Raw genomic sequence first — 20021 nt, forward strand, 5'->3', positions numbered from 1 at the left:
TGGAACTTAATGTTTAATATATCTTTAAATATGGTATTACGAAACAAATGAATTGTAAATGTTGACCTTAAAAAGAAATATGTATATAATTACATGTAGTTATTAAAACTATATGTAATTATATGAGGGGTGTTATTATGAATACTTATGTAAGGGAACCAGTTAACGCATTTACTCACTTAGGTGGAGCGATATTATCATTTATTGCCTTATTAGCTATGCTTGTGAAAGTTTCTATTAAGATGCCATCATTTGCTGCAATTACAGCTGTTATTTTGTTTGGTATTGGAATGATGGTCCTTTATACGGCATCAGCTGTGTATCATAGTGTTGTGGCCAATGAACGTGTTATTTACTTCTTTAGGAAGCTAGATCATTCTATGATTTTTATATTAATTGCAGGTACATATGCACCCTTTTGCTTAATTACATTAAATTCAGCAAGTGGTTTACTATTATTTTGTTTAGTTTATGCAACTGCGATTTGTGGCATTGTATTTAAGATGTTTTGGTTTAATTGTCCAAGATGGTTATCGACAGCAATTTATATTACGATGGGTTGGTTAATTGTTTTATTCTTTGCACCGTTAGCTGAGAATTTAAGTACAGGAGGCATTATTTTCTTAGTACTTGGAGGCATTTTTTATACAATTGGTGGATTTATTTATGGAACAAAGCCAAAATGGTTAGAGTTTAAATATATGGGGCATCATGAAATTTTTCATGTTTTTGTATTATTAGGTAGTCTTGCGCATTTTCTAAGTGTATATTGTTACGTAATTTAATAAAAAAACGCCACATAATAAAAATTATGTGGCGTTTTTTTATTACCTGATTAGAATCATATATGTTATAAAATTATTATGGGATAAAATGTAAGTTTCTGTGTTCGCATGTTAAACATAGGATAAGAAATATGTGATATACTTTGAGAAGTTTATAATGAATGAAATATGGAGGACTATAATTATGGCAATACTTGTAACAGGTGGAGCAGGATATATTGGTAGTCATACATGTGTAGAATTACTAAATAGCGGTTACGAAGTTATAGTAGTGGATAACCTTTCGAATAGCTCGGTAGAATCTATAAATCGAGTGAAAGAAATAACAGGAAAACAATTTAAGTTTTATAAAGAAGATGTTTTAAATCGCGAAGCGCTTGACGCAATTTTTGAAGAAAATGCAATTGAAGCAGTTATTCACTTTGCAGGATTTAAAGCTGTAGGGGAGTCAGTAGCGATTCCATTAACATATTATCATAACAACATTACAAGCACGTTAGTGCTATGTGAAGTAATGCAGAAACATAATGTAAAGAAGATGATCTTTAGTTCATCTGCAACGGTATATGGTATCCCGGAAACGTCACCGATTACGGAGGAGTTTCCATTAAGTGCAACAAATCCATACGGTCAAACGAAATTAATGATTGAGCAAATTATGCGTGATGTAGCATTTGCAGATGCAGAATGGAGTATCGCATTACTTCGCTATTTCAATCCATTTGGTGCACACGAAAGTGGGCGTATCGGAGAAGATCCGAATGGAATTCCAAATAACTTAATGCCATATGTAACGCAAGTAGCAGTAGGTAAGTTAAAAGAGTTAAGCGTATTTGGAAATGACTATCCAACGAAAGATGGAACGGGAGTCCGTGATTACATTCATGTTGTAGACTTAGCAAGTGGTCACGTCAAGGCGCTTGAGAAAGTACTGAGTACAACAGGAGTAGATGCTTATAATTTAGGCACAGGTACGGGTTATAGTGTACTAGAGATGGTTGAAGCATTTGAAAAAGTTTCGGGCAAGAAAGTCCCTTATAAGATCACAGAACGTCGCCCAGGTGATGTGGCAGTATGTTTTGCTGATGCATCGAAAGCAAAGCGTGAATTAGGCTGGGAGGCAACACGTGGATTAGAAGAAATGTGTGCAGATTCTTGGAAATGGCAATCAAATAATAAAAATGGCTATTTAGAAGTTTAATGATGAATAAAAAAATGACCTTTGCATAAAAGCGATAGGTCATTTTTTTTTATTCATTTTCCATTAAGTTTATTAGCTAATTTAGAAAAGAACGTTTGCTGTTTTAAATGATATGATTTTACAATATCTTATGCTAGAAGCTAGTAGAATGAGATAGAGGAATGTATTATTTTGTTAATTTTTCATGGGAATTGAAAGCGTATTATTGAAAAGTATTCCAACACTTGTATCATTGCTAGAGTCCGTTTATAATCAAGGAATCCTATTTCATGTTTTGATAGGATTATTTATTATTGAAAGCGTTTTAAGTTTCTTCTTTTTTGAGGTAGGAGGTCTGACTTATTCAGATGAAAAATTATGTATGTAGTTTTAAATGGGAAGAAAAATAATATCAGTATCACTTTATAGTGTGGGGAGGTTAAAAGTGTGAAAGGTAAAGATTTTCACACGAATATATATGGGTTATATAGGATTATTACTTTCAGGGGCAGCTTTATTTTTAAATAGTCTTGTTATATTAGGGAAAGCAGAGATGAAAAGTGCGGGTGTTTTTAATTTATTTGTGGGTGCACTACAAATTATTATTCCGTTTTATTTGATCATGATTTCTGACCAAAGCAATTGGACAGTGTATTCATATGCGGCTACTTTCTTATTTGGATTAACTTATTTATATGTAGGTGTTACTTTTATAAAAGGAATGGATAGTAGTGGTCTAGGATGGTTTTGTATTTGGGTAGCAATTATTGCTTTATTCTATATGGTTGTTTCATTTGTTCAATTCCATGATGTTGTTAATGCATTAACGTGGTTTATGTGGGCATTACTTTGGTATTTATTCTTTGTATTAAATACACAAAAGAAGAACATCAATCAATATCTTGGAAGGATTGCCTTCGTACAATCATGGGTAACATTGACTTTACCTTCACTATTTTATTTTATGGGAGTATGGGGAGAGGGATTCGTATATGAACTATGGGTTTATGTATCAGTAATTTCTATTTTGTACTTCTGTTATTGTATTTATAAATATCGAGTACGTTAATATATGATCTGCATAAAAGCATGGAATCGTTAAACTGATTTCATGCTTTTTTATATATTAGCGTTTTATAATAAAAGAGGTGGTATCTCATAAATCATGAAAATGGGGATGATGAAATTGAAGAAAGTGTTGGTGCTAGGAGGAACAAGGTTTTTTGGTAAACATTTAGTAGAGTACCTTTTGCAAGCTGGACACGATGTAACAATTGCCACAAGGGGAGTTACTGAAGATTCTTTTGGTAGCGCAGTAAAAAGAATAATTGTCGATAGAAAAGATAGAAAGCTACTAGAAGAGCGTCTAGAAGGAAAAAGTTATGATATTGTATACGATAATTTATGCTATAGTTCAAATGCAGCGAAAATGGTATGTGAAGTTTTGAAAGGAAAAACGAAGAAGTATATTATGACATCTTCAATGGCTGTCTATGAACCTGCATTAAGTTTGTTAGAAGAGGACTTCAATCCATACGAATATGCAATTACATATGGAGATAGAAATGATTTTAATTATAGTGAAGGAAAGCGATTAGCCGAAGCGGTTTTATTTCAATATGCAACATTCCCAGTCGTTGCAGTGCGTTTTCCAATTGTTATTGGAGAAAATGACTATACGAAAAGGTTACAATTTTACGTTGAATGTGTTGTGAACCAAAAACCTATCGTTGTGGATCATGTAGATGGAACTTTGTCATTTATACATGAAAAAGAGGCAGGAGAGTTTCTAGCTTGGTGCGGAATGGAAAATGTGAAAGGACCAATTAACGCCTGTAGTAACGGGGTAGTTTCTACGGAAGAAATTATTCATTTCATAGAAGAGAAGACGGGAATAAAAGCACTCATCCAGGAAGCTGGAGAAAATATAGCTCCTTATAATGAGGTAACTAACTGTACGTTACATAATGGAAAGGCTCGTAAATTTGGATTTTTGTTCCGAGAGCTGAAACTAGAAATAAAAAATGTTTTAAAACATTATATAAATACAATGAAGTAATCATAAATCCCCCGGTGGCAATCCGGGGGATTCTGGAGGATTTCGACAATACTGATTTTACATTACCAAATTTACCTTATACATACGACTAATGTTTTTGTGATTGAATTGCTTGTAAATACTTCTCGTTTACTTGGTCCCAGTTTACTGTATGCCACCAATTGGTAACAAACTCTGGGCGCCGATTTTGATACTTTAAATAATAAGCATGTTCCCATACATCAATTACGAGTAAGGGGATTTTCCCTTCTTGCAAAGGCGTATCTTGATTTGGTGTACTCATAACAGAGAGTTCCTCACCGTCAAGAACAAGCCATCCATAGCCACTTCCAAAACGACTAATAGCTGCTTTGGAAAGTTGATCTTTTAAGTTGTCAAAGGTATTGAAATAATAATCAATTACTTTTGCAACGTCTCCATTAGGCTCACCGCCACCTCGTGGGCTCATCACTTCCCAAAAAAGACTATGACAATAGTGACCACCACCGTTATTTCTTACAGCTGTAACAATTTCCTTCGGTAAAGCATCTAAATTACATAGCAATTCTTCTAAAGATTTATTATGTAATTCAGTATAATTTTCTAAAGTAGCATTTAAATTGTTTACGTATGTCGCATGGTGCTTTCCATGATGAATGGAAAGTGTATTGCTATCGATATGTGGCTCTAGTTCATCATAGTCATATGAAAGCTTTGGCAATTGAAATGAAGACATAACATTACCTCCTTTCTATTTAAAAAAGTTGGTCTAGGTAAAAATACTTTACCTGAGTCAAAAATACACCCATTTTCCATATAAGTCAATAGTAAGTCTGTTAATTTTCTGAAAAATATTACAATAAAAGTAACACTCTCAATTTCATTTGTGACTCCTATCCTTTTTGCTTATACTGTAAAGTAGCAAGGTTTTGTTGAAATAGAAGGAGATTGTTTATGAGTAAAACGAAACAATTAATAGAGGAAGCAAGTAATTTTATTACGATTTGTTATAAGGAGCTTCATAAAGAACAATTGATAGAAGAACGTATAAAAGAAATTCAAATTGAGATAGAGAAGACAGGGACATATGAGCATACATTTGAAGAACTTGTTCATGGTTCACGAATGGCATGGCGTAACAGTAATAGATGTATTGGAAGACTATTTTGGAGTAAGATGCACATATTAGATGCGCGCGAAGTAAATGATGAAGAGGGTGTTTATAATGCATTAATTCATCATATTAAATATGCAACGAACGATGGAAAAATTAAACCAACCATTACGATTTTTAAGCAATATCAAGGTGAGGAAAATAATATACGAATTTATAATCACCAATTGATTCGATATGCAGGATATAAAACAGAAATGGGAGTGATCGGTGACTCGCATTCCGCTACATTTACGGACTTTTGTCAGGAGCTTGGCTGGCAAGGAGAAGGTACGAATTTCGATGTATTGCCACTTGTATTTTCTATAAACGGGAAGGCGCCTACATATAAAGAAATTCCGAGGAAAGAAGTAAAAGAAGTGCCAATTGAACACCCAGAATACCCTATTTCATCACTTGGAGCAAAATGGTATGGGGTTCCAATGATTTCAGATATGCGCTTAGAAATTGGCGGTATTTCTTATACAGCCGCTCCGTTCAATGGATGGTATATGGGAACAGAAATTGGGGCGCGCAACTTAGCGGATCATGATCGTTATAATTTACTTCCGGCTGTTGCGGAGATGATGGATTTAGATACATCGAGAAACGGTACGTTATGGAAGGATAAGGCGCTAATTGAGTTGAATATTGCCGTACTACACTCTTTTAAAAAACAAGGAGTTAGTATTGTTGATCATCATACTGCTGCACAACAATTTCAGCAATTTGAGAAGCAAGAAGCTGCTTGTGGTCGTGTTGTAACAGGTAATTGGGTGTGGCTTATTCCACCGCTATCTCCAGCTACCACTCATATTTATCATAAACCGTATCCGAATGAAATTTTGAAGCCAAATTTCTTTCATAAATAATATTTAGTGCAGTTTTTTTCTGCAAAATATATTTTTTTTAATTACTGTTATGTAGCAAATGGAAGCCTTTACTCTCGGTTATTTTTGGAAGAGGATTTTTGAACCAAGGAGTTCCTTATGTTATAATCAAATTTCTGTTTCGAAGACCTTATAGAAATATAAGGTCTTTTGTTTTGCTTTTTTATGTAAGAGAAAGAGAATTTTTCTTTTTAATAAGGGATTTGGCATATTTTTAGGGACAACATAAGTATGTGGGAAGTCGATAAAATGTTATGCATATATAATTATTGTGTTTTGGGTTTAAACAATAAAACATAATAAAGTTGTTTTTTTAGATTGCTGAGGAAGGAGGAAGTGTAAATGAGGATGAAGAGTCGAAAAACTGATTGGCCTGTGTTTATTATTAGCGGTGGTTCACTTTTATTATTTGTAATTGCAGTTTTTTTGAACAAGGATTATGTAGAGAGTGCGATTAATAACAGTTTCGCTTTTTCAATTAAATATTTTGGTGCCTTCTGGCAAGTTTTATTATTAGGTACATTTATTGTTGCGATGTGTATGGCGTTCTCCAAATATGGGAGAGTTAAACTTGGGGGATTAGAAAAACCTGAGATTAGTACGGCAAAATGGCTTGCTATTATTATGTCTACATTACTTGCCGGAGGTGGCGTTTTTTGGGCAGCAGCAGAGCCAATGTACCATTTGATGACGGTGCCACCAATACATGATGGTATATCTGCTGGAACGAAAGAAGCAGTTATGCCTGCTTTAGCACAAAGTTATATGCATTGGGGATTTTTAGCATGGACGATTTTAGGTACAATTAGTGCGGTAGTTATGATGTATGGACATTATCATAAAGGTATGCCGCTAAAACCTCGAACGCTTTTATATCCTATTTTTGGGGAAAAATTAAGAAAGAGCCTGCTTGGAACGATAATTGATGCAGCTGCAATTATTGCAGTAGCTGCAGGTACAATTGGCCCAATTGGATTTTTAGGTTTACAAGCAAGTTATGGGTTACAAGAATTATTTGGAATTTCTGATGTATTTACTACTCAATTAGCAATTATTGTTTGTGTAGTGGCCGTGTCTACCATATCGGCAGTAACAGGTATTGATAAAGGGATTCAAATTATAAGTAATTTAAATGTTAGATTAGCAATTTTGTTAATGGCATTCATATTACTATTTGGGCCAGGTGGATTTATTATTGATTCGTTTGTTTCTTCGTTTGGATTTTATGTAAGTGAGTTTATACCGATGAGCACATACCGTGGTGATACAAGTTGGTTAGGATCTTGGACAATCTTTTTCTGGGGATGGTTTATTGGATACGGACCAATGATGGCAATTTTAGTGAGTCGAATTTCAAGAGGGAGAACGATTCGAGAAATCATTGTTGCAATTGGAATTATCGCACCTATTATTACAACGTTTTGGTTTACTATATTAGGTGGATCAGGTGTGTTTTATGAGTTAATGAATCCTGGTTCTATCTCGGATGCATTAAGTGAATCTGGTATGCCGGCAGCTATGATTGCAATTACAGGACAATTGCCACTTTCTAATATTATTGGACCAGCATTTCTTTTATTAACAATTTTATTTGTAGTGACAACAGGAGATTCAATGGCGTATTCCATTTCAATGGCAGTGACTGGAGACGGAGATCCTAGAATTAGTTTGCGAATTTTTTGGTCGCTTATTATGGGAGCAGTTGCAGCAATTCTTTTATATATGGGTGAAGGAAGTATTAATGCGCTACAATCGTTTATCGTAGTGACGGCAGTTCCGGTATCAATTTTGTTATTCCCGATGCTATGGTTAGCGCCTAAAGTTGCGGGAGAATTAGCATTAAAACAAGGTATTGTAAAAGAAGAAGATAAAACTGCATTCTTATTTCAGAAGGCTAGTAAATCAAAATAAATAAAAACGTAAAAGAGGAAGCATCTTAAATGAGATGCTTCCTCTTTTACGTTTAATCTAATACTTTTCCCTTTGTTTCTGGTACACATAGTAGCATTGTAATTAACCCGATTGGATAGATGATAAAAATCAGGGACAATGCTCCAAGTAGGTTGCCACCTGTAGCGAGTAAGCCGATGATAACAGGCCCAAATCCAGCTAATCCACGTCCTGTACCGAAAATAAAGTTTTCTGCGGTAGAGCGAGCTTCAGCAGGATAGTTTTCAGCTAAAATTGCCCCAAATCCTCCCATCATTCCATTTGCAAAGAATCCAAGCAATGCACTTCCCCATAATAATAATGTTGAATCTGTGAATAAGAAGAAGTAAATGAGGCAGTATACTGTACCGCCAATATAATAAATTGCAAAAGTTTTACGACGACCAATTTTATCAGCTAGAATACCAAAGGTTGCAATTCCAATTAGCATACCGATGGTAGAAATGAACATCCAGCCACTTGCTTTTGCTAATGTATAGTTATATTTATTTGCTAAAATAGTTGGCATCCATGTGAAGATTCCGTAATATCCGAAGTTCTGGATAAATGACATAATAATAAGACCGATTGTTGTGATTGTTACTTTTTTACTGGCAAATAACTTTCGAAGTGGGAATTTTTTTATATGTTTTAGTTGTTCTGCTTCAGTAGGTGTTAATTTACCTGCAGCTTCTTTTTGCAATAGTTCTTTTTTGTAGCGTTGTTTTTGCTCCCATATTTTCGGTTCACTTAAACTTTTACGGACATAGACAGCTAGTAAAGCTGGAATTAATCCAAATAAGAAAACGGCTCTCCATCCAAAATGCGGGACAATAAATGCTGGAAGGAGTGAAGCAACCAGTACACCAAATTGCCATCCAAGTGCAACAACAGATGTCGCTTTAGCGCGCATTTCTTTAGACCATGTTTCTGTTACAATGGCCATTCCGATTCCGAATTCACCACCAACTCCCATTCCAACTAAAAAGCGAAGAATTAATAATTGCCAGTAGTCTGTTGCGAAATAAATGAGTGCGGTTGCTAGTGAAAACAGTAAGATTGTGAAGGCCATTGTACGAATACGTCCAAATAAATCAGCAATAAATCCAAATAAATAAGAACCAATTAACATCCCTATTGTGGTAGCTAATGTTAAGTTTCCACCTTCAACAGGACTTAAGTGAAACTCTTTTAAAATATAGACAAGTACGAAAGATAATAGCAACATATCTAAACCTTCTGCTGCATATCCTAGCGCAGAACCAAATAATGTTTTATATCTTTTCGCTTTCGTCTCCTCTGTTATTTGTTGTACATCAGTAGTGACGTTCATTATTACTCCTCCTTATTTTCTACAGTCGCTATGGAAGAATAACAAAAGGCCTTCTCACCTGATATGATGAGAAGGCCAAAAAAGCATACGTATCCCCAAAGAAGAACATACGTATATTGTATTCCGACTTCCTTCTCAACCTCACGGGGTTGGGTTAAAGGACTGTATTATATTACTTTATTTTTAGCACTCTTCTATTGTATTGTCAAATAAAGAGGAAGTTATTATGTGTAAAATATTTCAAAAAATATTTCGTTCTTCTTGACGCCGACTTCATTATTTTCCCATAATAAAACTAACTAAATAAAAAGGAATGAATCAAAGATGCTAAATTTAGTACTCATGATGATTGAACGAGTCGGACTTATAGTTATTTTAGGATTTTTACTCTCTCATATTAAAACTTTCAGACGTCTCCTTCATAAACAGGATGGCTATGTAGATAAGCTTAAGCTTATTTGTATTTTTTCGGTATTTACAATTGTAAGCAATTACACTGGGATTGAAATAGCAGGAAATACGATTATGAATGAAAATTGGTTACAAGGTGTTTCTTCGTCAAGTACAATTGCGAATACGCGTATTATGGGTGTTGGTATTAGTGGCTTACTTGGTGGCCCTATCGTAGGGGTTGGAGTAGGGTTTATTGCTGGTATTCATCGTTATATGCTTGGTGGTACGACAGCGCTAAGCTGCGCAATCTCTTCTATTTTAGCGGGGATTATAACTGGTTATATCGGATATATTTTCAAAAAATATAATCGTACAATTACTCCTAAGTTTTCAGCAGTTTTAAGTGTTTTTATCGTATCTTTAGAAATGGTTATGATTTTATTAATTATAGAGGATGGAATTAGCGTTGTGAAAACAATAGCGATACCGATGATTCTTGTAAATAGTTTTGGAAGTTTTATTTTACTTTCTATGATACAAGCTATTTTGCGTCAGGAGGAGAATGCAAAAGCACTTCAGACTCATAAAGTATTGCGTATTGCTGATAAAACGTTACCGTATTTTCGTCAAGGTTTAACAGAAGAATCGTGTAAGCATGTGGCACAAATTATTCACCGCTTTACAGGAACGGATGCGGTATCTTTAACAGATACAGAGAAAATATTAGCGCACGTTGGATTAGCATCAGATCACCATATTCCTTCACATAGTTTAATAACTGGTTTATCAAAAGAGGTTTTACATACAGGGCAAATAATGAAGGCGAAATCACGTGAGGTTATTAATTGCCAACATGAAAGCTGTCCCTTACAAGCCGCTATTGTTATTCCACTAACTTCACATGGAAATACGATAGGTACATTAAAACTGTATTTCAAAAATTCTAACCAGTTAAGTCGCGTTGAAGAAGAATTAGCAGAAGGGTTAGCAAAGATATTCTCCACGCAGTTAGAGTTAGGAGAAGCTGAGTTGCAAAGTAAATTACTTCAAGATGCGGAGATAAAAGCATTACAAGCGCAAATTAACCCGCACTTTTTATTTAATGCGATTAATACAGTATCAGCTTTATGCCGAACAGATGTAGAAAAAGCAAGGAAGTTACTATTACAGCTGAGCGTGTATTTTCGTTGTAATTTGCAAGGGGCACGTCAGTTATTGATTCCACTAGAGCAAGAATTAAACCACGTACAGGCATACTTATCACTAGAACAAGCAAGGTTCCCAAATAAGTATGAGGTAAAGATGTATATTGAGGATGAGCTAAAGACAACTTTAGTACCACCATTTGTTCTTCAACTATTGGTTGAAAATGCACTGCGACATGCTTTTCCGAAGAAGCAACCAATATGCGAAGTGGAAGTGCATGTTTTTGAAAAAGAGGGTATGGTTCACTTTGAAGTAAAAGATAATGGACAGGGAATTGAGGAAGAACGTTTAGAACAATTAGGAAAGATGGTAGTTTCATCAAAGAAAGGGACTGGAACAGCTTTATATAATATTAATGAACGTCTTATTGGGTTATTTGGGAAAGAAACGATGCTTCATATCGAAAGTGAATTAAATAAAGGGACGGAGATTACCTTTATTATTCCAAAAAAAGTAGGGGAGGAAGAGCCGGGTGTTAAAAGTATTAGTAGTTGACGATGAAATGTTAGCACGTGATGAACTAAAGTATTTATTAGAGAGAACGAAAGAAGTTGAGATAGTTGGTGAGGCTGATTGTGTGGAAGACGCATTAGAAGAACTAATGCAAAGTAGACCAGATATTGTGTTTTTAGATATTCAATTATCCGATGATAACGGATTTGAAATCGCGAATATATTAAAGAAGATGAAAAATCCACCTGCAATTGTATTTGCTACTGCCTATGATCAATATGCGCTGCAAGCATTTGAAGTAGATGCGTTAGACTACATTTTAAAACCATTTGATGAAGAACGTATTGTGCAAACATTAAAGAAGTATAAAAAACAAAAACAAGCGCAAATAGAAACGAAGCACGAAATAAAGGGGACAGATGTAGCAGCAGAGATGCATAAATTAGCATTACCAATTGAAGAATCAATCGTACTTGTGAATATTGAAGACATTATATATGTAGGGCTTGTAGATGGGAAAGTAACAGTAAAAACAATGAGGGAAACGTATGTAACACATGATACACTTGTAATTTTAGAGAAGAAGTTACCACAAGCAAGCTTCATGCGCATCCATCGTAGCTTTATTGCGAATATTAATCATATTACTGAAATTCAGCCATGGTTCAATTCTACTTATAATTTAATCATGAAAGAAGGATCGAAAGTACCTGTTAGCCGTACATATGCAAAAGAACTCAAGAAGCTGCTTCGTATTTAAGAAGCGGCTTTTGTATTTCATCCTTTTATATTTGTAACTGATTCTGTATATTTGACGTTCTGTTATGTAAACGCTTACTTTGGTGTTTATATCCTATACAATAAAGGTACCAAATCGAAAGAGGTGGCCAAAATGAGTACGAAAAAAGTAAATAGTTTCTTATCACAAGCATTTATATTCTCAGCTATTATGTTAATTTCAAATATTATTGCAACGCATTTACCAATTCCAATGCCTTCATCGGTAATCGGGTTAGTTATTTTATTTAGTCTATTATGTTTAAAAGTAATTAAATTGGAGCAAGTTGAATCACTTGGAACAGCTTTAACCGGTATTATCGGATTCCTTTTCGTCCCATCAGGTATTTCAGTTATTAATTCTCTTGGTGTAATGGGGCAATACTTTGTACAAATTTTAACTGTAATTGTTGTAGCAACAGTTATTTTACTCGCTGTAACAGGATTATTTGCACAATTCATTTTAGGAAAAGATGAAAAAGAAACAGAAGATACAAAAGAATTGAAAGTAGTAAATAAAGGACGCAAGCACGGAAAGGTTGCGTAACCATTGAATTTATATATTGTTAGGAGGTAATGAACATGGCAAGCACAATGACTCCATATTTCGGAATCGTCGTTTCATTAATCGCATACGGAATCGGAACATTATTATTCAAGCATTCAAAAGGGTTCTTCCTATTTACACCATTATTCGTAGCGATGGTATTAGGGATTGTCTTTCTAAAGGTAGGTAACTTTACTTTTGAAGAATATAATACTGGTGGAAAAATGATTAGTTTCTTCTTAGAGCCAGCAACAATTGCATTCGCTATCCCACTATATAAACAAGTTGATAAGTTGAAAAAATATTGGTGGCAAATTTTATCAGCTATCGTGGTTGGATCTATTTGTTCAGTAATTGTCGTGTTCATTGTTGCAAAAGCAATCGGTTTAGATACAGCAGTAATGAATTCAATGCTACCACAAGCAGCAACAACAGCAATTGCGTTACCAATTTCAGAAAGTATCGGTGGTATTCCTGCAATTACATCGTTTGCGGTTATTTTCAACGCAGTTATCGTATACGCATTAGGAGCATTATTCTTAAAAACATTTAGAGTGAAACATCCGATTGCAAAAGGTTTAGCACTTGGAACAGCGGGCCATGCACTAGGAGTTGCAGTAGGAATTGAAATGGGTGAGGTAGAGGCAGCGATGGCAAGTATCGCTGTAACGGTAGTTGGGGTTGTAACAGTAGTTGTCATCCCGATGTTCATGCCATTCATTTGATAGTGAAACTTACTTAAAAAATAAGAAAAGCAAGCTATTTGTAGGACAGATTTCTACTGATAGCTTGCTTTTTATGTTACAGTAGTGGTAAGACCTATTTAAAAAAATGTAAGTTTCCTTAAATCTTCATTAATACTATGTAGAATACGTTTTGAATTAGGTCATTGTATTGTAAAATAAGAAGTAAGCTACTATATACCTGTTAAGGTAGGCATATAATGAGTTTATAAAAATCTTAATATGAATGAATAATTAAAAGTAGAAAAGAGAGAGAAATCTACTTATTAACGTTTTAGTTTATAGGACAGGAGAGAGTATTCGTCGATTATGCAAATAAAAAACCTGTTTCAAAGCAAAGGATTTCAGAGGTTACTCGTATTAGTAATACTTGCTCTCGTGTTATACGGGCTGCAAAGTATGTTGAATTTAATATTAATTACGTTTATTCTCACGTATTTAATGGATCGATTCCAAAAGTTTATTTCCCGCAAATTAGATCATTTCATGCCTATTAATCGAAAAATTATTATAGCATTTCTATATGTAATGTTAATTGGTGGAATTGCTATTACGCTATTTAAATATTTACCAGTATTAACGATACAAATTTCACAATTGATTTACCAATTCAATGTATTTTTAAGAAACCCACCAGATAGTGAACTAATTAAGTATGCAGTTAATGCTGTCAATCATATGGAGCTTTCTAAATATGTAGGACAAGGCGTAGACATTTTGTATAAATCAATTACGAATGTTGGTAAATTTGGTCTTCAAGTTTTACTTTCTTTAATTTTGAGTTTGTTTTTCTTACTAGAAAAATCTCGTATTGTTGGTTTTACTGCAAAGTTTAAAGAAAGCAGGCTTGCAATTTTCTATACTGAAATTGAGTACTTCGGTAAGAAATTTGCACGTTCATTCGGAAAAGTAATCGAAGCACAATTTTTAATTGCAGTTGTTAACTGTGTTTTATCCGTGATTGCACTATGGATATTAGGATTCCCGCAATTATTAGGTTTAGCATTAATGATTTTCTTGCTTGGATTAATTCCAGTAGCGGGGGTTATCATTTCGTTATTCCCACTTTGTATGATTGCTTACAATATTGGCGGTATTATGTACGTTGTTTATATTTTAGTTATCGTAACAGTGATTCATGCGCTTGAAAGTTACGTATTAAATCCGAAGTTTATGTCGCAAAAAACAAATTTACCGATTTTCTATACTTTTATGGTATTAATTTTCTCAGAGCACTTCTTAGGTGTATGGGGACTGATTATCGGTATTCCAATCTTCATTTTCTTACTAGATGTTTTAGACGTGACAAGTGATGAAATTGAGAAGGATGTTGGAACAAAATAAAGTGAAGTAGAGAAAAAGCATCGATGTTCGATGCTTTTTCTTTTATAACATTATGTTTCTTATGCCATACTGTAAGGAGAATATAGAATAGGGGTGAAGTAATGGCTGTAAATGAAAAGGTAGAATTGGCTACATTTGCTGGAGGGTGTTTCTGGTGTATGGTTTCTCCATTTGAAGAGATGGAGGGAATTATACAGGTTGTTTCAGGTTATACAGGCGGTCATAAAGAGGACCCAACGTATAAAGAAGTGTGCTCAGAAACAACAGGACATTATGAAGCAGTACAAATTACATTTGATGCAAATAAAATGCCGTATGAGGAATTGTTAAATATATATTGGAGACAAATTGATCCGACTGATATTGGGGGACAATTCCACGACCGCGGGCAGTCTTATGAAACGGTGATTTTTTATCATAATGAAGAACAACATAAAAAAGCTGAGGCCTCAAAAGAAGAGCTTGAGCAGAGTGGACGCTTTTCAAAACCAATTGCGACAAAAATATTACCAGCAGCTACATTTTATCCAGCTGAAGAATATCACCAAGGATATCATAAGAAAAACACATTCCGCTATGAGTTATATCGTAAAGGCTCAGGACGAGATGCTTTTATTAAGCAACATTGGCCAAAGGATAATGCTCATTTAAAAGAAAAACTCAATGAGATGCAGTTTTATGTAACACAGGAAAATGGTACAGAACCACCATTTCGAAATGAGTATTGGAACCATAAAGAGGAAGGTCTTTATGTAGACATCGTTTCAGGTGAGCCGCTGTTTACTTCTCTAGACAAATTTGATAGTGGATGTGGATGGCCTAGTTTTACAAAACCAGTTATGTCAGCAAGTGTGAAAGAAAAGATGGATGTGAGTCATAATATGACACGTACAGAAGTGAGAAGTAAAGAAGGAGACTCACATCTTGGGCACGTATTTCCAGACGGTCCAGGACCAAATGGCCTTCGTTACTGTATTAATTCCGCAGCTCTTCGATTTATTCCAAAAGAGGAATTAGAGAAAGAAGGCTATGGCGATTTCCTAATCTTGTTTGGAAATAAAAAATAACCTCGCAGTTAGCGAGGTTATTTTTTTGTTATTTTGCTTTTTTCTTTTTGAACTTGCTTAATACTTCATAAACGATTGGAACAATAAGAAGTGTTAATAACGTTGAACTTGTTAATCCACCAATTACTGTTACACCAAGTCCTTTAGAAATTAAGCCACTACCTTCAAATCCTAATGCAAGCGGGATAAGAGCACCGATTGTTGCAATTGCAGTCATTAAAATTGGACGAAGGCGTGTTGCACCAGCTTCTAATAAAGCTTCACGTGTTGATAGACCTTCATTTTCTTTATGAATAACGCGGTCGATAAGCACGATTGCGTTTGTTACAACGATACCGATTAACATAAGCGCACCAATCATTGCAGATACACTTAATGTTTCACCAGAGATTAATAAGGCAACAAGAGCCCCAATAATTGTGAATGGTAGCGAGAATAAAATTGCGAATGGTGCAAGAGCACCGCCAAATGTAACGACAAGAACGAAGTATACAATGGCAATCGCAGCTAACATCGCTAAGCCCAGTTGTTTGAATGATTCTTCAATATCTTTAGTAACACCGCCCATAGAAACATCTACACCGGAAGGAAGATCCATTTTATCTACTTCTTTTTGGACTGCAGCAGATGCTTTTGAAACGTCATCAGATGTTAGTTTTGCACTAACCTCTGCATAAACACGTCCATCTCGGTGTGTTACTGTATTCGATGTTTCACCTTCTTTTACAGTCATAACATCTTTCACAGCTACTTCATTACCAAGTGGTGTTGTAATTTTGCGATTTGTTAAGTCATCGATTGTTTCATAATTTTGTTTTTCAGCTTCTACATATACATTGATATCCTTACCGTCTTTTTTAATTGTTGTCAGAACAGGGCGATCATGTTGATTAGAAAGTCCCATTCCAATTTGAGCAGCCGTTAAGCCCATTTTACTTAGCTTTTCTTGATCTGCGACTAAAGTGTACTCTGCATATGTTTTTGCAATACTAGAATCTATATCTTTTAAGTCTTTATTTTTCTTCATGATATTTTGAATATCTTTTACGACAGGCTTAATGTCTTCTGAGCTATCTCCGTAAACGTATAGTTTAATTTCATTACTACCGCCACTTGCTCCGAAGTCTTGGTTTTTCCATTCGCCTTTGCCAGACATCTTCTGTAAATCTTTAACGACTTGTTCTTTCTCTTTTTCGAAGTTTTTCGTGTCGTTATCATATTGCACGAAGAACATTGCTTGGTTTGATTGACCAGGACTCATTGGATTCTCTCCACCTAATGAGAACTGAATTGTTTTGACGTCTTTATTATCTTGGAAGTGCTTCTCAGCTTTTGTTGCAATTTTTTCAACGTCTTCTAACGTTTGACCTGGTTCAGGATTATATGTTGCAATAATCATTTTTTCTTCTTCAGAAGGTAAGAAACTTACACCGATAACTGGTACAAGTGCAAGACTACCAACCAATAGAAGGACAGCGATACTTGATGTAATAATTTTGTGATTTAAAGCCCATGCAAGTATGCGTTTATAACCATTTGCTAATTTACTTGGTTTTTCTTCATGATGTACTTCTTTTTCCCTCATACTCTCTTTCTTAAATAAAGAGTGAGCTAGCATCGGTACGATTGTAACAGCTACTAGTAATGATGCTAATAAAGCGAAGACGATAGTTAAGGCAAATGGTAAGAACATTTCACCAATCATACCTTTTACTAGTCCAAGTGGTAAAAATACAGCAATTGTTACAATGGTAGAAGACATAATTGGGATAAACATTTCTTTCGTAGCTTCACGAATTAAATCTTTTCCGCGCAATTTCTCTTCTGATAACGACATACGTCGGTAAATATTTTCAATAACAACAATTGAGTCATCGACAACGCGGCCTATAGCAACGGTCATTGCTCCAAGTGTCATAATGTTAAGCGTAATATCCATTTGCTTTATGACTAAAACAGCAATTAATAAAGAAAGTGGTATTGAAACGACAGAGATTAACGTTGTTCGAATATTTCGTAGGAACAGCATAATAATAACAATCGCAAAGATAGCACCGAAAATTGCTTTGCTTAGCATTGTTTCAACTGATTTTTCAATAGGTGCACCTTGGTCGAATGTTGAAATGATCTCTAAATCTTTATATTTTTTCTCAAGATCTTTTACTTTATCTTTTACTGCATTTACAATATCAACTGTATTTGCATCAGAGGCCTTCACAATTTGAATTCCAATTGCTTCTTTTCCATTTGTTCGAGAAATGGATTCTGCTTTCCCAACTTCTTTAATGTCAGCAATTTCGTCTAATGTAACTGTTGGAATCCCGTTCATAGCAGCTGGATTCATTTGCGGCGTTTGTGCACCAGCGCCAGCATTTTGACTACCTTGACCGTTAGGTGAGGAAGGTATAGCTGGGATTTTAAGTTCTTTTAATGCTTTAATCGTTGTAATATTGCCATCTACAACAACTGATTTTTCCGTGTCTTTAAATGTGTATAAGCCAAGTGGTAAAGATACATCCGATCCCTTAATCACATTTTTTACAGTATCTTCACTTAGTCCTAGTTCTTTCATTTTATCTTTCTTGAAGACAAGCTGTACTTCATCTACTTGTTGGCCAGCAATTTGGACAGATGCAACACCATCAAGTCCTTTTAATCCTGGTACAACATTTTTTTCTACATTTTCAGTTAAGGTAGCTAAAGATTCATTCTTGCTTGCTACGCTTAACGAAATAACTGGGAAAGCATTGAAGTTTACTCGTGAAACTTTAGGATCTTTAACACCTTCTGGGAGTTTTACATTTGTGAGAGCTTCTTTAATTTCTGTTTCTGCTTTTTCCATATTTTTATCAAAATCGTATTCTACTTGAATAGAAGATGCGTTTTGAAAAGATGATGAGCTTACAACGTTAACACCGCTTAAATTTTGTAGTTGTTCTTCCATCGGCTTTGAAACTTTATCAGCTACTTCTTCTGGTGTAGCACCAGGATAGACCGTAGTTACTGTTACAATCGGTGTTGTAATATCAGGAATTGTTTCCAGCTTCATATTGAGTCCAGAGTAGATCCCTGCAATAGTAACAATAATGGTTAGTAGCCAAACTGCGAACTTATTTTTTAACGAGAAATTGATGATTTTGTTCATGTTTGCGCTCCCTTTTTATTGTATTGACCAACTGGTCAGTCTAATACATAATATAACTGACCAGTTGGTCAATCGTCAATAAAAAGAGATGGTATAATAAATCCATAATAAGATGCGAGATTAAATTTAGGAGAGAAGATATGAAAGAAAAAGAGCGTTTAATTATAGAATCGGCTATGAAGTTATTTGCTACTAAGGGTGTAAATGCGACATCAGTGCAGGAAATTGTGACAGCTAGTGGTATATCTAAGGGAGCTTTTTACTTATATTTTAAATCAAAAGATGAGCTTTTATTAGCGACACTTCGATATTATTATGACAAAATTCAAAAGAAAATGCTGGATATTGAGCAAGAGTCTTTGTTACCACGTGAAAAATTTGCAAAACAATTACATTGTCAGTTTAATGATATACAAAGGCATAAAGAGTTTATTATTATGCATGCGAGAGAAAATGCGATTCCGTTTAATAAAGAAGTGGAAGAATTTATGATGCGGATGAAGTTAGAGTCTCATGCATTTTATCGAAATAGTTTATTGTCCATTTATGGTGAAAAGATTATGCCATATTTATTGGATTTAGTAATTATGGTGGAAGGCATATGCCGTGGGTATTTAGAATTAATTATTTTACAAGCAACAGAAATTGATTTATCTTACGTCTCTGCTTTTATTTTAAAAAGAGTAGATAATCTAGTAGATGGCTTGGTAGAGTCTTCGGAAGAGCCTATTTTACATGAAGAAAAGCTTGGAGAATTTTTTTGTAAATCAGAGCTCATTAAGGAACAAGTTAAAGAGCATTTTTTAAAAGAAATTATTGGATTTAAGCGCACTCTAGCTGATCAATTAGAGGACGATGAGTTGCTAGTAACATTAGATGTTTTAGAGGCGGAAATGCGATTGCTTAATCCAAGAATTCCGGTAATTAGAGGTATGTTAGCAAATTTAGAGGCGTATCCGGAATTAAAAGAATTTCGATTACGCCTTATAGGATACTACAATATAAAAAATTCTTAATAAAAACAAGTAAAAAACTCCT

Annotated in this window: 16 protein-coding genes; 13 read left to right on the plus strand and 3 right to left on the minus strand. The window is 34.6% G+C overall.

Annotation, left to right across the window (positions count from 1 at the left end):
• Positions 1–137 precede the first annotated feature (137 nt).
• The 4 genes from trhA (at position 138) to ACS2FK_RS09375 (ending at position 4024) form a co-directional block, all read left to right on the plus strand.
• Complete coding sequence (trhA, locus tag ACS2FK_RS09360; RefSeq protein WP_001099728.1) at positions 138–785, plus strand: PAQR family membrane homeostasis protein TrhA; 648 nt, start codon at positions 138–140, stop codon at positions 783–785.
• Between the two features lie 184 nt (positions 786–969).
• Entirely contained in the window at positions 970–1986 is a 1017-nt protein-coding gene (gene galE, locus ACS2FK_RS09365; protein WP_063549227.1) for a UDP-glucose 4-epimerase GalE, read from the plus strand.
• A 457-nt stretch (positions 1987–2443) separates the two neighbouring features.
• Positions 2444–3034 (plus strand): AmiS/UreI family transporter, encoded by a 591-nt coding sequence (locus tag ACS2FK_RS09370; RefSeq protein WP_000540540.1) that lies wholly within the window; start codon positions 2444–2446, stop codon positions 3032–3034.
• Positions 3035–3130: 96 nt separating this feature from the next.
• Positions 3131–4024 carry an NAD-dependent epimerase/dehydratase family protein gene (locus ACS2FK_RS09375; protein ID WP_140157170.1) on the plus strand — a complete coding sequence of 298 codons (894 nt, stop codon included), beginning with the start codon at positions 3131–3133 and terminating at the stop codon, positions 4022–4024.
• Between the two features lie 88 nt (positions 4025–4112).
• Here ACS2FK_RS09375 and sodA read toward each other — a convergent pair whose 3' ends face one another.
• Complete coding sequence (gene sodA, locus ACS2FK_RS09380) at positions 4113–4739, minus strand: superoxide dismutase [Mn] (protein ID WP_000094037.1); 627 nt, start codon at positions 4737–4739, stop codon at positions 4113–4115.
• Positions 4740–4957: 218 nt separating this feature from the next.
• Between sodA and ACS2FK_RS09385 the strand changes: the two genes are divergently transcribed.
• Together ACS2FK_RS09385 and ACS2FK_RS09390 are read left to right on the plus strand one after the other, a co-directional pair.
• Positions 4958–6028, plus strand: coding sequence for a nitric oxide synthase oxygenase (locus ACS2FK_RS09385; protein WP_063549225.1), 1071 nt, complete (start codon positions 4958–4960; stop codon positions 6026–6028).
• Positions 6029–6388: 360 nt separating this feature from the next.
• Positions 6389–7957: a BCCT family transporter gene (locus tag ACS2FK_RS09390; RefSeq protein WP_001242450.1), complete on the plus strand. Its 1569-nt coding sequence runs from the start codon at positions 6389–6391 to the stop codon at positions 7955–7957.
• 52 nt (positions 7958–8009) lie between these two features.
• Here the strand turns inward: ACS2FK_RS09390 and ACS2FK_RS09395 are convergent, their stop codons facing one another.
• Positions 8010–9308, minus strand: coding sequence for an MFS transporter (locus tag ACS2FK_RS09395; protein WP_016513283.1), 1299 nt, complete (start codon positions 9306–9308; stop codon positions 8010–8012).
• 324 nt (positions 9309–9632) lie between these two features.
• On the opposite strand from ACS2FK_RS09395, the gene lytS reads away from it, so the two are divergent.
• The 6 genes from lytS (at position 9633) to msrB (ending at position 15838) form a co-directional block, all read left to right on the plus strand.
• Complete coding sequence (lytS, locus tag ACS2FK_RS09400; RefSeq protein WP_000933592.1) at positions 9633–11402, plus strand: two-component system sensor histidine kinase LytS; 1770 nt, start codon at positions 9633–9635, stop codon at positions 11400–11402.
• Positions 11380–12120 carry a LytR/AlgR family response regulator transcription factor gene (locus ACS2FK_RS09405; RefSeq protein ID WP_000921848.1) on the plus strand — a complete coding sequence of 247 codons (741 nt, stop codon included), beginning with the start codon at positions 11380–11382 and terminating at the stop codon, positions 12118–12120. The genes lytS and ACS2FK_RS09405 overlap by 23 nt, the downstream gene beginning before the upstream one ends.
• A 132-nt stretch (positions 12121–12252) precedes the next feature.
• Positions 12253–12684, plus strand: coding sequence for an antiholin-like murein hydrolase modulator LrgA (gene lrgA / locus ACS2FK_RS09410; protein ID WP_023523620.1), 432 nt, complete (start codon positions 12253–12255; stop codon positions 12682–12684).
• Between the two features lie 35 nt (positions 12685–12719).
• Positions 12720–13409, plus strand: a complete 690-nt coding sequence (gene lrgB / locus ACS2FK_RS09415) for an antiholin-like protein LrgB (RefSeq protein ID WP_063549223.1) — start codon at positions 12720–12722, stop codon at positions 13407–13409.
• 327 nt (positions 13410–13736) lie between these two features.
• On the plus strand, positions 13737–14771 hold the full coding sequence (locus ACS2FK_RS09420) for an AI-2E family transporter (RefSeq protein WP_001166009.1): 1035 nt from the start codon (positions 13737–13739) through the stop codon (positions 14769–14771).
• 101 nt (positions 14772–14872) lie between these two features.
• Positions 14873–15838 (plus strand): peptide-methionine (R)-S-oxide reductase MsrB, encoded by a 966-nt coding sequence (gene msrB, locus ACS2FK_RS09425; RefSeq protein ID WP_000290179.1) that lies wholly within the window; start codon positions 14873–14875, stop codon positions 15836–15838.
• A 28-nt stretch (positions 15839–15866) separates the two neighbouring features.
• On the opposite strand, the gene ACS2FK_RS09430 is transcribed toward msrB, so the two are convergent.
• Positions 15867–18983 carry an efflux RND transporter permease subunit gene (locus tag ACS2FK_RS09430; RefSeq protein WP_063549221.1) on the minus strand — a complete coding sequence of 1039 codons (3117 nt, stop codon included), beginning with the start codon at positions 18981–18983 and terminating at the stop codon, positions 15867–15869.
• Between the two features lie 140 nt (positions 18984–19123).
• Here ACS2FK_RS09430 and ACS2FK_RS09435 point away from each other — a divergent pair, with 140 nt between their 5' ends.
• The gene (locus tag ACS2FK_RS09435; RefSeq protein WP_063549219.1) at positions 19124–19999 is read left to right on the plus strand and encodes a TetR/AcrR family transcriptional regulator; all 876 of its coding nucleotides are present in this window, start codon (positions 19124–19126) and stop codon (positions 19997–19999) included.
• Positions 20000–20021: the final 22 nt, after the last annotated feature.

The sequence above is a fragment of the Bacillus cereus group sp. BceL220 genome (assembly GCF_051776965.1).
GTDB classification, from domain to species: Bacteria; Bacillota; Bacilli; order Bacillales; family Bacillaceae_G; genus Bacillus_A; species Bacillus_A cereus.

Coding starts and splice junctions, on each gene's coding strand:
- lrgB (WP_063549223.1), top strand. CDS start 12,720: ATGGCAAGCACAATGACTCCATATTTCGGAATCGTCGTTTCATTAATC.
- galE (WP_063549227.1), top strand. CDS start 970: ATGGCAATACTTGTAACAGGTGGAGCAGGATATATTGGTAGTCATACA.
- sodA (WP_000094037.1), bottom strand. CDS start 4,739: ATGTCTTCATTTCAATTGCCAAAGCTTTCATATGACTATGATGAACTA.
- ACS2FK_RS09420 (WP_001166009.1), top strand. CDS start 13,737: ATGCAAATAAAAAACCTGTTTCAAAGCAAAGGATTTCAGAGGTTACTC.
- lrgA (WP_023523620.1), top strand. CDS start 12,253: ATGAGTACGAAAAAAGTAAATAGTTTCTTATCACAAGCATTTATATTC.
- ACS2FK_RS09385 (WP_063549225.1), top strand. CDS start 4,958: ATGAGTAAAACGAAACAATTAATAGAGGAAGCAAGTAATTTTATTACG.
- ACS2FK_RS09390 (WP_001242450.1), top strand. CDS start 6,389: ATGAGGATGAAGAGTCGAAAAACTGATTGGCCTGTGTTTATTATTAGC.
- ACS2FK_RS09430 (WP_063549221.1), bottom strand. CDS start 18,983: ATGAACAAAATCATCAATTTCTCGTTAAAAAATAAGTTCGCAGTTTGG.
- ACS2FK_RS09375 (WP_140157170.1), top strand. CDS start 3,131: ATGAAAATGGGGATGATGAAATTGAAGAAAGTGTTGGTGCTAGGAGGA.
- ACS2FK_RS09435 (WP_063549219.1), top strand. CDS start 19,124: ATGAAAGAAAAAGAGCGTTTAATTATAGAATCGGCTATGAAGTTATTT.
- ACS2FK_RS09395 (WP_016513283.1), bottom strand. CDS start 9,308: ATGAACGTCACTACTGATGTACAACAAATAACAGAGGAGACGAAAGCG.
- ACS2FK_RS09370 (WP_000540540.1), top strand. CDS start 2,444: ATGGGTTATATAGGATTATTACTTTCAGGGGCAGCTTTATTTTTAAAT.
- msrB (WP_000290179.1), top strand. CDS start 14,873: ATGGCTGTAAATGAAAAGGTAGAATTGGCTACATTTGCTGGAGGGTGT.
- trhA (WP_001099728.1), top strand. CDS start 138: ATGAATACTTATGTAAGGGAACCAGTTAACGCATTTACTCACTTAGGT.
- lytS (WP_000933592.1), top strand. CDS start 9,633: ATGCTAAATTTAGTACTCATGATGATTGAACGAGTCGGACTTATAGTT.